The organism is Catenovulum adriaticum, from assembly GCF_026725475.1.
Taxonomy (GTDB): domain Bacteria; phylum Pseudomonadota; class Gammaproteobacteria; order Enterobacterales; family Alteromonadaceae; genus Catenovulum; species Catenovulum adriaticum.
This window is the reverse complement of sequence record NZ_CP109965.1, coordinates 2239340-2254205: the sequence shown is the minus strand read 5'-3', so window position 1 is coordinate 2254205 and position 14866 is coordinate 2239340. Positions and strand designations below refer to the sequence as shown.

Below are 14866 nucleotides of genomic sequence, written 5' to 3'. Positions count from 1 at the left end.
CGAGTTCACTGCATCGTAATTAATTTCTTTTCAAAGGTAAGCGGAAGTCTGTATGGAGCAAAACCGTCAGTCACAACTCAAACTACTCGTTGCTAAAGGTAAAGAGCAAGGTTATTTAACTTATGCTGAAGTTAATGATCATTTACCACAAGAGATAGTTGACTCAGATCAGATTGAAGACATCATCAGCATGATCAACGATATGGGCATACAGGTTTTTGAATCTGCGCCTGATACTGATTCGTTATTAATGTCAGATGAAACAACAGCAACTGATGAAGATGCTGAAGAAGCAGCAGCTCAAGCATTAGCAACAGTGGAAAGCGAAATCGGTCGAACGACTGATCCCGTGCGTATGTACATGCGCGAAATGGGCACGGTTGAGTTGTTAACTCGCGAAGGCGAGATCAAGATTGCAAAAAGAATCGAAGAAGGCATTAACCAAGTACAATGCTCTGTTGCCGAATATCCAGAAGCTATTACTTATTTATTAGATCAATACGATAAAGTTGAAGCAGAAGAAATTCGCTTAACTGATATTGTTTCAGGCTTTATTGACCCTGACGAATCTGATGAAGTCGTATCGCCAACTGCAACGCATGTTGGTTCTGAATTATCAAAAGATGATTTAGATGACGAAGATGACGATGACGACGATGAGGAAGAAGAAGATACCGGGATTGATCCTGAGTTTGCACGTGAGAAATTTACCCAATTACGTGAAGCTTACGAAAAAGTCATGGCAGTGATAGACCAACACGGTCGTAATCATCCTGAAACCCGCGTTGTTATCGAAGAGCTAAGCGACATCTTTAAGCTGTTCCGTTTAATACCAAAACAATTTGATAAATTGGTTGGTAGCATGCGTAAGATGATGGACAAAGTGCGCACGCAAGAACGTATTATTTTAAAATATTCTGTTGAATATTGTAAAATGCCTAAAAAGGAATTTACCAAAGCCTTTGCCGGTGATGAATCTTCAACAGCTTGGTTAGAAAAAGCAGTTTCTAGTGATCAGCCATACGCAAAAGCGCTGACTGAACACAAAGACGAAATTTTACGCTGTATTCAAAAACTAAAAGTGATTGAAGAAGAAACCAAACTCAGCATTGTTAGTATTAAAGATATCAACCGCCGTATGTCGATTGGTGAAGCGAAAGCACGCCGAGCGAAAAAAGAAATGGTTGAAGCTAACTTACGTTTGGTTATTTCAATTGCGAAAAAATACACCAACCGTGGCTTACAATTCTTGGACTTAATTCAAGAAGGTAACATAGGCTTGATGAAAGCAGTTGATAAGTTTGAATACCGTCGAGGCTATAAGTTCTCAACTTATGCAACTTGGTGGATTCGTCAGGCTATCACACGTTCAATAGCTGACCAAGCGCGTACGATTCGTATTCCGGTACATATGATTGAAACGATTAATAAGTTAAATCGTATTTCACGTCAAATGTTACAAGAAAAAGGTCGAGAGCCAACACCAGAAGAACTGGCAGAGCAAATGCAAATGCCGGAAGATAAAATTCGCAAAGTGATGAAAATCGCCAAAGAGCCAATCTCAATGGAGACGCCAATTGGTGATGATGAAGATTCACATTTAGGCGATTTTATTGAAGACAGCACAATTAGCTCACCGGTTGATTCAGCTACTTCAGAAAACTTACAGTTTGCCACGCGAGATGTACTTGCTGGATTAACTGCACGTGAATCTAAAGTACTACGTATGCGTTTTGGTATTGATATGAATACCGACCATACGTTAGAAGAAGTAGGTAAACAATTTGACGTAACACGTGAGCGTATTCGTCAGATTGAAGCTAAAGCGCTTCGTAAATTAAGACACCCATCTCGCTCAGAGCAGCTTAAAAGCTTCTTAGACGAGTAAAGGTATAAAACACAGTGGTTTTTTAAAGCCACTGTGTTTTAAAACGCTATCTTGGTTAATCCTATAAAAATTAAAATTTGTCTATTATCTAACCACTTAGACAGAAAAATAACAAAAATAGGTGACATCGATTTTATACTCATTTATACTTCGCGCCGCTTACTTGATAACTTAACGTTTCAAGATAACATGGCCCCTTAGCTCAGTTGGTTAGAGCACACGACTCATAATCGTTAGGTCCCCAGTTCGAGTCTGGGAGGGGCCACCATTTCATCAAATCACAACATCCCGATAATCAATTTCAACGCCAATATAGTCTGTCTCAAGCAAACGTGTGTTCTTAATGTCCACAAAATTATTTCCTCGATTACGGCTCTGGCTAATCAAGGCTACGAGCTTTTAAATTTGCTATAGCTTTTTATCTTCCATGGGTTTTTAATTTTTTAGATGCATTTCAAGGCTTACTCGAAAATATAATCGGTAACGGCTGAGTCAGCCTGTTAGCGCGGCAAGCATTAAGCCTTATATAACTGGTCACCGCGATTTTACAATGTCTTAATTACTTAAAAAAGGCCGTATAAATAAAAACGCTGTAACTCAGCAATTTTTAATACAACTGCTATTGTTATGATTCAAGCATATATACCTTGGCTTGTACCCAGAATTAAACATTTACAAGGCAGGGACAGATAATGATAGAGGTTGATGATAAAGTTGCACTGGATGTAACTCACGGTTTTCATATTCCACCTAAGCCTGAAGTGCTTATTAAACTTAAAGCGTTGATGGCTCACAAAGAGCCTGAAATGCTTGATATTGCGGATTTAATATCAAGTGATGTTGGGCTGTCTGCTGGGATCTTAAAGGCCATAAATTCCCCTCTATACGGGTTAGATCGCAGTGTGTCGGATATTAAACAAGCCGTAGTTTTTTTAGGGGTTACTGGCACAAATGCACTGGCGACTGCAATTGAATTAAAGCGCTCATTTAACCAGAAAGATTCATGTATTTCATTAGAGCGATTTTGGGATAGTGCCACAGAAATAGCCGCGGTATCTGCGTTTATTGCGTATAAATTTAAGCATAAAGTGATCGTTGAGTCGATTTATACGTTAGGTTTATTCCACGATTGTGGGATTCCTGCAATGGCTTGTAATTATGCGGATTACAAAGAATTATTAATGGAGGCCAATGACAACTACGAGATTAGCCAAGTTGAATTAGAGCAAGCAAAATACTCAACAGATCACGCAACGGTTGGCTATTTTTTGGCAAAGTCATGGCATCTGCCTGATGATTTATGTCAGGTTATTTTACGCCACCAAGAAAGAGATTTTTTATCTCAGGTTCGGGATGAACAAATGAAAATGGGTTATGCCGCAATTAAAATGGCAGAAAATATTGTAACCAGTTGCAAACGTTTTGTGGCGGCTCCGGATTGGCCTCATATTAAACAAGATGTTTTAGATGCACTTGAGATTGATATTGATGAGTATCAGGATATTAGAGATGATGTAGATGACATTATAAATAGTACTCAAGTTGTATTGTGAGTATTTCATAAGTTTCAGGCAATAAAAAAGGCGCTTAAAGCGCCTTTTTTATTTAATAATCTAAAGCGATTATTTTTTAGAGCTAAGTGCACCAAAACGCTTCTTGAAGCGATCAACACGGCCACCAGTATCTAAGATACGTTGCTTACCAGTGTAGAAAGGGTGACACTCAGAACATACGTCTAAGTTTAAATCTTTACCAGCTGTTGAGCGAGTTTCGATTACGTTACCACATGAACAGCTAGCTTTAATTGTTGCGTACTCTGGATGAATATCTTTTCTCATCAGGATTACCTCTATAATAGGGCCGTATAGCCATTCGCGCCAAATAGTCACTACTTGCCGAATACCACACGTCATTTAAATAACAGCATTTTATAATGCCACTTGATTTGGTCGCGGATGATAAGGGATGAGAGATAGTAAATCAAGATTAATTTGAGAAAATGCTATTAGCGATGAACTTATTGAAAATTGAATTAAAGGCAGGCTTAATTATAAAAGTATGATTTTGCGTTCCCTTTGCTTATGTTAATGTATAGGGCTGATTATTGAAGTATTAATAGGTTAATTTGTGGCCATTGCTCAAGTTGCGTTAGCCGTTCCGCTACGCCGATTGTTTGATTATATCATTCCAACTCATTTGTCGCCCAATGTGGGCGCGCGAGTGACTGTGCCTTTTGGCCGGCAAAAATTGATAGGTATTGTGGTTAATATTAAAGCTAACAGTGATTACCCAGAGGCTAAGCTTAAACCTATTGATGCTTGTATTGATGTAGAGCCTTTAATAAATACTGAATATATCAAAATTTTTAATTGGCTGTGTCGCTATTATTTGTGCCCGCCGGGTGAAGTGTTTGTTAACTTGTTGCCTAAAAAATTAAAGCAAGGTGACCCTGATCGTTTAGTCACAGAGCCAGTTTGGCAGTGTACCAACACGCCAGCAAATATTTCTGAGCGGGCAAAACAGCAGCAAGCGCTTTACGATTATTTACGTAAACAAGGCAGCACGACTCAAAGTTTATTAAAGCAAGCCGGTTTTAGTAAATCAATCATTAATCAACTTGAAAAAAAGGCATTAATAGAGCCTGTTGATATTTTGGCGCAACCCCCTAAACCGCTTAAAATTAACCCTTCGCCTTATCAGTTGCAACCTCAGCAGCAAAATGCCTTCGATATTATGAAACAAAAAAGTGGTTTTGCGACGTATTTGCTTGAAGGGGTAACGGGCAGCGGTAAAACAGAAGTATATATGCAATTAATGGCACAGGTGCTAGCGCAAGGTCAGCAAGTACTTATATTAGTGCCTGAAATTGGTTTAACGCCGCAAACTTTGTCACGGTTTCAGCAGCGGTTTGAATGTGAAATTGCTTTATTGCATTCAGAGTTAAATGATAGCGAGCGCCATAACGCATGGCTTAAAGCACGCAAAGGCATAGCACCTATTATATTAGGTACTCGCTCGGCAGTATTAGTGCCCACACCTAATTTAGGACTCATTATTTTAGATGAAGAACACGATGCTTCATATAAACAGCAAGACGGCCTGCGTTATAACGCCAGAGATGTTGCTATTAAGCGAGCATCAGTGGAGTCATGTAAAATTATTTTAGGTAGTGCGACCCCCTCGTTAGAAAGCCTGAATAATGCGCTACAGGGGCGATTTGTGCATATTAAAATGCAACAAAGAACTCAAAAGCATGCGCCGCCAACCCCTCAATTATTAGATATTAAGCACCAGCCATTACAGGCCGGGTTAGCATATGGGGTGGTTGAAGCAATTGAGCATCATGTAAAACAAGGTAATCAGGCTTTAATTTTTTTAAATCGTCGGGGTTTTTCACCCGCATTAATTTGCCATGAATGTGGTTGGGTTTGTCAGTGCACACGTTGTGAGCGGCACTTTACTTATCATAAAGCTTTGTCTCAGGTGGTTTGCCATCATTGCGGTGAGATAAATAAACCGCCAGCTCAATGTGCGGAGTGTGGTTCAACACAAATTATTGATTGGGGCATAGGCACAGAGCAACTGGCAGATTGGCTCACTGAACGGTTTTCAGACGCAAAACCGATTAGAATCGATCGAGATAGTGTACGGCGCAAAGGCGAATTAGAAAACAAGCTAAAAGCGATAGAAAACGGTGAGCATCAAATTATGATTGGCACCCAAATGTTAGCCAAAGGGCACCATTTTCCTAATTTAACATTAACGGTAATAGTCAATGTTGATAGTGCACTGTACAGCTCTGACTTTAGAGCGGTTGAAAAAATGTCGCAATTATTAGTACAGGTTTCAGGTAGAGCAGGGCGCGCTGAAAAACGAGGGCAAGTTATTTTACAAACTCATTTTCCTGAGCATGAGTATTTACAAACCCTGATTTATAAAGGCTACCCAGCACTGCAAAAAAAATTACTAGCAGAGCGCCACCAAATGCAATTACCGCCTTATTATTATTGGGCAATTTTAAGGGTTGAATCGCCCCAACAAGCCAAATTATTAACCACGGTTGAATTAATCGAATCTTTATTTAATGAACAGATTCAAGTTCACTATCAAAATGTAAACCTATTTGCGGTGATGCCAGCACCTCAGGAAAAGCGAGCAGGAAAATTCAGGCATATGATGGTGTTTCAATCTATCCAGCGCAGCATGTTAAATGCAGCCATGCAGCAATTGGTGATGAGCTTAGAGCAAAATAGTTTTAGTCAGCAAGTACGCTGGACATTAGATATTGATCCGCAAGAAATGAACTAAATAATCTTTAATCTTTTTAGCGTTGGCTATTTTCAGCAAGCCCAATGCGCTTTAGAATAATACATAATTAAAGTAGGAGTTGTATTTGTATTCATGGCTAGAGACTATGTAAAAAAAGGTAAACCTGTACCTCGTAAAAACACTAGGCAACAGCAGCCTGCACCTAAAAAAACAAAAAATATTGTTTTGTTATTGTTGGTGGTTATTTTGATTGGCGCTTTTATCAGTTTTTTAATTTCGATTCAGGGCAAAGCGCCAGAGCAAAAAACCATAGAGCCTGTTAACTCAAGCAAAGAATCCCCGTTGCCAAAAATGCCAGAAGAAAAGTGGGAATATGTAAAAGAATTAGAGAATAAAACCATTGAAGTGGATGTACCTAAACGGGATGATAAACCTACACGGCCTTATCAAATGCAATGCGGTTCATTTAGAGTAGAAGGCCAAGCCAATACCATGAAAGCTAAAATTGCGTTTGCAGGGCTTGAATCTATGGTTAAAAAAACCAATGGTTCTAATGGCGTTTGGTATCGAGTGGTTTTAGGCCCTTACCCTACAAAACGAGAAGCTGAAGCAGATAGGCACAAGTTGCAAAGAGCAAAAGTGAATGGGTGCCAAATTTGGTTTTGGACTTGATTTTTAGCAAACCAATCCCATCTTAAATTCATAAATAAAAGTAACCCGCTGCATTGGCGGGTTATTTATGCTTGTTGCCATGATTGGCGGTAAGTCTCAACTAAGAGGAAAATATTTATGACTACGATAGTTTCAGTGCGTCGTGGCGACACAGTTGTTATAGGTGGTGATGGCCAAGTATCGCTTGGTAATACCGTAATGAAAGGCAATGCACGCAAGGTTCGCCGTTTGTATCATAATAAAGTGATAGCTGGTTTTGCTGGTGGTACAGCCGATGCGTTTACTTTATTTGAGCGTTTTGAAAGTAAACTAGAAATGCACCAAGGCCATTTAACCAAAGCCGCGGTTGAACTTGCAAAAGATTGGCGAACCGATAGAGCGCTACGCCGTTTAGAAGCCTTATTGGCGGTAGCTGATGAAACAGCCTCACTTATTATTACTGGTAACGGTGATGTCATACAACCAGAGCAAGATTTAATTGCAATTGGTTCGGGTGGCTCATTTGCTCAGGCTGCTGCGACTGCTATGTTAGAAAATACAGAGCTTGATGCGCGCTCAATCGTAGAGAAAAGCCTGAAAATTGCAGGTGATATTTGTGTTTACACTAATCAAAATCAAACCATTGAAGTGTTAAATGCGAATGACTCAACTAAAACTGAAGCTAAAAAGTAGGAGCCAATTATGTCTGAGATGACCCCAAAAGAAATTGTTCATGAGCTGAATCGTCACATAATTGGTCAAGACAATGCTAAAAAAGCAGTTGCGATCGCTTTAAGAAACCGCTGGCGCAGAATGCAGCTTGAAGAAGAGTTGCGTCAAGAAGTTACGCCTAAAAATATTTTAATGATAGGTCCAACGGGTGTCGGTAAAACTGAAATTGCACGTCGTTTAGCTAAACTCGCTAACGCGCCTTTTATTAAAGTTGAAGCCACAAAATTTACTGAAGTGGGTTACGTAGGTAAAGAGGTTGAAACGATCATTCGTGATTTAGCTGACATCGCGGTTAAAATGACTCGTGAACAAGCGACTCAAAAAGTGAAATACCGAGCTGAAGAAGCGGCCGAAGAGCGTATTTTAGACGCCTTATTGCCAAAGCCTAAACCTATGTATGGCGAAGAAGCACCAGCACAGGAAAGCTCAAGTTCAACCCGCCAAGTTTTCAGAAAAAAGCTGCGTCAGGGCGAATTAGACGATAAAGAGATTGAGATTGATGTGTCTGCGCCTCAAGTGGGTGTTGAAATAATGGCGCCTCCTGGTATGGAGGAAATGACCAATCAACTGCAAGGTATGTTCCAAAACTTATCGGGTGATACTAAAAAGACACGTAAATTAAAAGTAAGAGAGGCTTTTAAATTGCTGATCGAAGAAGAGGCCGCACGTTTAGTTAATCAAGAAGAGTTAAAAGAAGAGGCCATCGAAAACCTTGAACAAAATGGCATAGTGTTTATTGATGAAGTTGATAAGATTTGTAAGCGCGGTGAAGGCAATGGCCCAGATGTTTCAAGAGAAGGTGTGCAGCGCGATTTATTACCGTTAGTTGAAGGCTCAACGGTTTCAACTAAACATGGCATGGTTAAAACTGATCATATTTTGTTTATAGCCTCTGGTGCATTCCAAATGGCTAAACCGTCAGATCTCATTCCTGAACTGCAGGGGCGCTTACCTATTCGCGTTGAGCTGGGTGCGTTGTCATCGGGCGATTTTGTCAGAATCTTAACAGAGCCTAAAGCATCATTAACTGAGCAATATAAAGCCTTGTTAGCAACAGAAGGCGTTAATGTTGATTTTACCCAAGACGGCATTGAATGCATTGCTAATGCTGCGTGGAAAGTAAACGAGAAAACCGAAAATATTGGGGCTCGTCGACTTCATACCGTGATGGAAAAGCTAATGGAAGAAATTTCATATGATGCTTCAGAAAAAAGCGGCGAAGCATACTCAATTGATGCTGAATTTGTTAAAAAGCATTTAGATGATGCTGTCGATGATGAAGATTTATCTCGATTTATTTTATAAATAAGCTGATTAATCTCACTTTATTTAAAATGTTTTTGCTAAATTTCATAAAAAGCCAATAATCATTGATTATTGGCTTTTTCTTTTTTTTAATCTTAATTTTCAAATAGTTAGATTTCTTCTTTATTGTTATTTCCTCGCCTTACTCGACCGATAAATAAAAAACTTTAGCGATTTTTTTGTCCTTTATTTTCACTTTTTTATTAAAGAAGCGACTTTGCACTCCGATAACCTAATTGTCAGCGGATGATAATAATAAAAACAAGGTAGCGTTTATTTAGATGATTAAATCAGATAAATAAGCCAATAACCAAGCAGCAAAGCTGCAAAAAACAAAGCAACGAAAAAAGTTCAGGAGAGTGTAAAATGGGTATGTTCGTCAATACAAATGTTTCATCATTAAATGCGCAACGTCAATTAACAGGTTCAGGTAACGCGTTAGACACAGCGTTTGAACGTTTATCATCAGGTTTTAGAATTAACCGAGCCTCAGATGATGCGGCAGGTTTGCAAATCACAGACCGAATGACCACACAGGTACAAGGTTTAAACCAAGCGGTTAGAAACGCAAATGATGCCATTTCATTAACGCAAACAGCTGAAGGTGCAATGCAAGAAATTACGACTTCATTGCAACGAATTCGTCAATTAGCGATTCAATCACAAAATGGTATTAATACCTCAGCAGACAGAACCGCACTACAAAAAGAAGTGAGTGCGTTAAAAACTGAAATTAGCCGAATTGCGACAACCACACAATTTGCCGGGGTTGATTTATTGCAAGGCGATTATTCAGCAAAATTCTTAGTGGGTGCCAATGGCGGCCAAACGATTTCAGTCAACTTATCACGAGCAGCGGGTGGCAGCTTTGGTGCTTCAAGCTTAGTCGGTGGAGACTTATCAGTTGCAAGTGAACAACTGGCTTCGGCAGCGCTGAGCAAAATAGATGCAGCGATTTCAACTATCGGTGCGGCACGTGCAGACTTAGGTGCGCTTCAAAATCGTTTTCAATCAACGATTCGTAACTTAAGCAACGTTATTGAAAATGTCTCAGCAGCCCGTTCGCAAATTAAAGATACAGACTTTGCGACAGAAACAGCGACTTTGACAAAAAACCAAATTTTACAACAGGCGAGTACAACCGTATTAAGTCAGGCGAATCAACGTCCACAAGCGGCTTTATCTTTATTAGGTTAAAGATGGATAGATTAAAGGTTAGATAAAGCTATCTAACCTAATTTTAAGCTAAAGCCTTTATTGCTTAATTAAAACATTGAAGACTCTTTGAGTAAGAATGATTATTTTAAGTGAAATCGCGTTTTAGTCGTTTATTTTAGTCAATCGTTATTAATCGGTTTTGGTTATTGGCGGTTGACTTAACTGTCTCGTAAGCACTCTCCTGACTGGTGTTGCGATTTGCCGGAGCATTTTGCTCCGGCTGTTTTCGTTACATTGAGTTTTAATGAGTTATTACGTGAATTTAGGTTGGGCTAATTAAGAAGCACGGCTGTTCGTTTTTATTGTGCCAAGCATATGTGTAAATAAAAGTGAAAGCTTGTTATTTGAAACCAGCTAATTAAAGAAGAAGGACAAGGTTAAATTTAAAAAAAGTTAGGCAACCCGCCTATAACCAGCAGAATCAAATAAACGGATAAATAGTTGTATTTTGTTTACTGCTCACTTCATATCTTGCTGATCAGCTAGTGTTTATAACACCTACCCTGCATTTTAAATGTTTTATATGTTTAAAACATTGTTCTGTTTTTATTTTTCACTTAGTTTTCTATTTGTTTTAATTAACTTTTATTATTTAGCCAATTATTATTAAATTAATTTCTAAAGTTGTTTAACTTTTGGTCGATATAGAAATAGACAATGACACATATTTTAAATTTTGTGGCTTTTGTCTTAATTAGGCATTAAGTGGCCTATTAATTGATAAAAGAACATTCTAATTTTAGGAGTGAGTATTATGGGTATGTTCGTAAATACTAATGTATCTTCATTAAATGCACAGCGTCAGTTATCAAACTCAGGCAATGCATTAAATACCTCGTTTGAGCGTTTATCATCAGGTTTTAGAATTAACCGTGCATCAGATGATGCAGCCGGTCTTCAAATTACTGATCGTATGACTACGCAAATTCAAGGTTTAAACCAAGCAGTACGTAACGCAAACGATGCAATTTCATTAACGCAAACCGCTGAAGGCGCGATGCAAGAAATTACCACCTCTTTGCAGCGTATTCGTCAGCTTGCAGTACAATCGCAAAATGGTATTAATACCTCAGCAGACCGTACTGCACTGCAAAAAGAAGTCAGTGCGCTTAAAACCGAAATCAGCCGAATTGGTACAACTACTCAATTTGCTGGGGTTGATTTATTAACTGGTGGTTATTCAGCTAAATTTTTGGTCGGTGCCAATGGTGGTCAAACCATTTCTGTTAATTTAGAAGGCGACGGTTTTGGTGCGTCAGGTTTAGGTGGTGCAAACTTTGATGTCAGCACAGCTGATTTGGCGTCTGCCACTTTAACAGCCATTGATAGTGCGATTTCAACCATTGGTGGCGCTCGTGCCGATTTGGGTGCGTTGCAAAATCGTTTTCAATCAACGATTCGTAACTTAAGCAATATCATTGAAAATGTATCAGGTGCACGTTCACAAATTAAAGATACAGATTTTGCGACTGAAACTGCAGAGTTAACCCGAAATCAAATTATTCAACAGGCAAGTACAACTGTATTAAGCCAGGCGAATCAGCGACCTCAAGCGGCTTTATCGCTATTAGGTTAAGGATTTAGCTAGCTTAAGTTCTGCTTCCACCCGTTTGGGGATAAGCCAGGAGGTAGTGCGACGGGTTAATAGGCCAAGCGGGTGAGCCATACTCACTCCATAAGGGTTAAGCGAGGTTTAGCTTAACCCTTATTTTTGAGCCTTTAACTAAAAAGTTGAATTTTTTATAAATTATTTTGTTTTAGTTGAGCCGTTTGAATAACGGCTTGCTAAATTTTATTTTCTTGTTTTTAAGTATCTAATTTTTATATTTATTTATTTTTTTTTCTCTCTTTATTTTTGTTAATTTTAGTTGTTATTTCCTCGCCTTGCTCGTCCAATAAATAAAAAACTTTAGCGATTTTTTTGTCCTTTATTTTCACTTTTTTATTAAAGAAGCGACTTTGCACTCCGATAACCTAATTGTCAGCGGATGATAATAATAAAAACAAGGTAGCGTTTATTTAGATGATTAAATCAGATAAATAAGCCAATAACCAAGCAGCAAAGCTGCAAAAAACAAAGCAACGAAAAAAGTTCAGGAGAGTGTAAAATGGGTATGTTCGTCAATACAAATGTTTCATCATTAAATGCGCAACGTCAATTAACAGGTTCAGGTAACGCGTTAGACACAGCGTTTGAACGTTTATCATCAGGTTTTAGAATTAACCGAGCCTCAGATGATGCGGCAGGTTTGCAAATCACAGACCGAATGACCACACAGGTACAAGGTTTAAACCAAGCGGTTAGAAACGCAAATGATGCCATTTCATTAACGCAAACAGCTGAAGGTGCAATGCAAGAAATTACGACTTCATTGCAACGAATTCGTCAATTAGCGATTCAATCACAAAATGGTATTAATACCTCAGCAGACAGAACCGCACTACAAAAAGAAGTGAGTGCGTTAAAAACTGAAATTAGCCGAATTGCGACAACCACACAATTTGCCGGGGTTGATTTATTGCAAGGCGATTATTCAGCAAAATTCTTAGTGGGTGCCAATGGCGGCCAAACGATTTCAGTCAACTTATCACGAGCAGCGGGTGGCAGCTTTGGTGCTTCAAGCTTAGTCGGTGGAGACTTATCAGTTGCAAGTGAACAACTGGCTTCGGCAGCGCTGAGCAAAATAGATGCAGCGATTTCAACTATCGGTGCGGCACGTGCAGACTTAGGTGCGCTTCAAAATCGTTTTCAATCAACGATTCGTAACTTAAGCAACGTTATTGAAAATGTCTCAGCAGCCCGTTCGCAAATTAAAGATACAGACTTTGCGACAGAAACAGCGACTTTGACAAAAAACCAAATTTTACAACAGGCGAGTACAACCGTATTAAGTCAGGCGAATCAGCGTCCACAAGCGGCTTTATCTTTATTAGGTTAATTATTTATAGAGTTAAACAGACTTTTTATATTTAACCAAACTTATTTTGGCTTGTTTTGTGCATTACCTTTTTTGCAAACTTAGTTTGCGCTGTATAAGTCAATAAATTGGCATTTGACTCCCTTAATCAAATCCAATGATTTATACAGATGTTGACGGCAGTTGTAGTGGCCTAACCCTCACTACCTCCTGGCATTATAGCTGCCGCTCAACAAATTTTAGCCAAAGATATAAATTAGCTGTTTGTTTTAAACTTTGTTAATACTTTTTTTTAAATTTCTTCCGTAAAAGCTGCCAGTCTTACTCACATAAATGCGATTTGTACTATTGATTGATATAAACCTTGATTGATATAAACCTAAAGTCAGGCGGAATTATTTATCATTAAGCAAAAATTGCTATCTTAATAATATAATGGCATGGGTTAAGTTTAATGTTTCGAACAGATGTACTCACGCTTAGTATTAGCCAGTTGGTGAGTCAACCCATAGGGCATCTTCAATTTCTTCATATTTATCAGCTGCTATTCGCTGAGCTAGGTTGAGTTCTTTAGCTGTTAAGTATTTTTGTAAATCTTGGGCGACTGCTTTAGCTTCGGTTGCGCCATAAACATTTGCAAGTGTCATCCAGATATAACTATGAGTGACTGATTGCGGCAATCCTTCAGCTTTAATGAACATGGTGCCTAAATAAAACATGGCTTTAGCATGACCGGCTAAAGCTGCCCGACGAAACCATTTGGCTGCGTGAATGTAATCTTGGTGTTTTGCATAATAAACGCCTGTCGCAAATAACTTTTGTGGGTTATTAACCGGTTTGCTTGTTTTTAACCGTTCAACTTGTTTACTAAGCTGAGCTATTTGCTGAGTAAGTTGGTTAATGGCTGTTAGCATGGTTTGAGTGTTATCTAGCTTAGCTTCGTTGCTTGTGTTGCTTGAATTTTTGTATTCTAAGGGCGCGTCTAACAAGGCTTGAGTTAAATCATCAGGGATGAGCTTGTCGGCAGATTCTTGACTGTCTTTTAAACTTTCATAGGTCTCATCTTGCGGTGGATCTATGGAACTTAACTCGGTGAGCCCCAGCTCGTCGAAGCCTTCAGTGCTGGTATCGGTTAATTGGTGAGCTAGACTAAGTTCATCGGTTTCTTCTAATTCAGCTAAAGAATCCGCATTATCTTTTTTGATAAAAGCGAGCTCGTCGTCAAAAAGTTCGAGTTCGGGTAAATCTTGCCAGTCATTTAGCTCAGCTTGATGGTTAAATTGTTTTTCTTCAGTTGGCAATGTCATGATTATTTTTCGTTTATTGAGTTAGGTTTAAGGATAAGCACTTAGCTTAAAGTGTAGTTCATCCCAATTTAAATTTTAAATTTAGCTTAGGTCTGTTGTGCTTTTATTTGAAATTCTGCGGGTTTCAAGGTGCCTGTTTATTCCACAAATTATCATAAAATTTTTAAAATTATTTTAAAGCAAAGCTTGCCGAAATACAGCTCATAACAAGCGAGTTAAAAATAGAAATGGTTTAAATTTAGATAGACGCCTCACTTTTTAGTGATTCTAATTTATTAATAAAAATTTGATAAACAGATATTGATTTTTGAATTAATTTGCTTTTTAATGCGCGCGCGTCTTTGATCGGCCCTAACGTCGATCACAAAGACCGGAAGAGGTGCGATATTCAGGTAACTGGTAGGAAAAGGCTAAGCTTTAATAATCACCAGTAAGGGGAATACTCGCCGAGAAGCAAAACAACTTAGCATTTGTTTTGCTTCGGTTAGTGTGGTTGAATCCGGCTAACTGTCACCAACTTGGTGGAGAGCTTTCGGCCTTTGCTGTGAAGTATACATCCTTCATTTCAAAGCCTCTGC

The 14866-nt window shown here is 38.8% G+C and carries 11 protein-coding genes, 1 tRNA gene and 1 riboswitch; of the genes, 10 read left to right on the top strand and 2 right to left on the bottom strand.

Going from position 1 to position 14866, the window contains the following annotated elements:
* Nucleotides 1–52: 52 nt before the first annotated feature.
* The 3 genes from rpoD (at nucleotide 53) to OLW01_RS09770 (ending at nucleotide 3441) form a co-directional block, all read left to right on the top strand.
* Nucleotides 53–1888 carry an RNA polymerase sigma factor RpoD gene (gene rpoD, locus OLW01_RS09780; protein WP_268073699.1) on the top strand — a complete coding sequence of 612 codons (1836 nt, stop codon included), beginning with the start codon at nucleotides 53–55 and terminating at the stop codon, nucleotides 1886–1888.
* Nucleotides 1889–2079: 191 nt separating this feature from the next.
* Nucleotides 2080–2156: transfer RNA gene (locus tag OLW01_RS09775), tRNA-Ile, on the top strand.
* A gap of 424 nt (nucleotides 2157–2580) precedes the next feature.
* Complete coding sequence (locus OLW01_RS09770) at nucleotides 2581–3441, top strand: HDOD domain-containing protein (RefSeq protein ID WP_268073698.1); 861 nt, start codon at nucleotides 2581–2583, stop codon at nucleotides 3439–3441.
* 69 nt (nucleotides 3442–3510) lie between these two features.
* On the opposite strand, the gene rpmE is transcribed toward OLW01_RS09770, so the two are convergent.
* Nucleotides 3511–3726 (bottom strand): 50S ribosomal protein L31, encoded by a 216-nt coding sequence (gene rpmE / locus OLW01_RS09765; RefSeq protein ID WP_268076205.1) that lies wholly within the window; start codon nucleotides 3724–3726, stop codon nucleotides 3511–3513.
* A 289-nt stretch (nucleotides 3727–4015) separates the two neighbouring features.
* Between rpmE and priA the strand changes: the two genes are divergently transcribed.
* The 7 genes from priA (at nucleotide 4016) to OLW01_RS09730 (ending at nucleotide 13002) form a co-directional block, all read left to right on the top strand.
* The gene (gene priA, locus OLW01_RS09760) at nucleotides 4016–6196 is read left to right on the top strand and encodes a primosomal protein N' (protein ID WP_268073697.1); all 2181 of its coding nucleotides are present in this window, start codon (nucleotides 4016–4018) and stop codon (nucleotides 6194–6196) included.
* A 93-nt stretch (nucleotides 6197–6289) separates the two neighbouring features.
* Nucleotides 6290–6829 carry an SPOR domain-containing protein gene (locus OLW01_RS09755; protein ID WP_268073696.1) on the top strand — a complete coding sequence of 180 codons (540 nt, stop codon included), beginning with the start codon at nucleotides 6290–6292 and terminating at the stop codon, nucleotides 6827–6829.
* A 117-nt stretch (nucleotides 6830–6946) separates the two neighbouring features.
* Entirely contained in the window at nucleotides 6947–7501 is a 555-nt protein-coding gene (gene hslV / locus OLW01_RS09750) for an ATP-dependent protease subunit HslV (protein ID WP_268073695.1), read from the top strand.
* Between the two features lie 9 nt (nucleotides 7502–7510).
* Nucleotides 7511–8845, top strand: a complete 1335-nt coding sequence (hslU, locus tag OLW01_RS09745) for an ATP-dependent protease ATPase subunit HslU (protein ID WP_268073693.1) — start codon at nucleotides 7511–7513, stop codon at nucleotides 8843–8845.
* A gap of 366 nt (nucleotides 8846–9211) precedes the next feature.
* On the top strand, nucleotides 9212–10042 hold the full coding sequence (locus tag OLW01_RS09740) for a flagellin N-terminal helical domain-containing protein (protein WP_268073690.1): 831 nt from the start codon (nucleotides 9212–9214) through the stop codon (nucleotides 10040–10042).
* 775 nt (nucleotides 10043–10817) lie between these two features.
* A complete protein-coding gene (locus OLW01_RS09735; protein ID WP_268073692.1) occupies nucleotides 10818–11639 on the top strand; it encodes a flagellin N-terminal helical domain-containing protein in 822 nt (273 codons plus the stop codon).
* A 532-nt stretch (nucleotides 11640–12171) separates the two neighbouring features.
* Complete coding sequence (locus tag OLW01_RS09730) at nucleotides 12172–13002, top strand: flagellin N-terminal helical domain-containing protein (RefSeq protein WP_268073690.1); 831 nt, start codon at nucleotides 12172–12174, stop codon at nucleotides 13000–13002.
* Nucleotides 13003–13466: 464 nt separating this feature from the next.
* On the opposite strand, the gene OLW01_RS09725 is transcribed toward OLW01_RS09730, so the two are convergent.
* Entirely contained in the window at nucleotides 13467–14288 is an 822-nt protein-coding gene (locus OLW01_RS09725; protein ID WP_268073689.1) for an SEL1-like repeat protein, read from the bottom strand.
* A gap of 366 nt (nucleotides 14289–14654) precedes the next feature.
* Nucleotides 14655–14828: riboswitch (Lysine riboswitch) on the top strand.
* The last annotated feature ends 38 nt before the right edge of the window (nucleotides 14829–14866 follow it).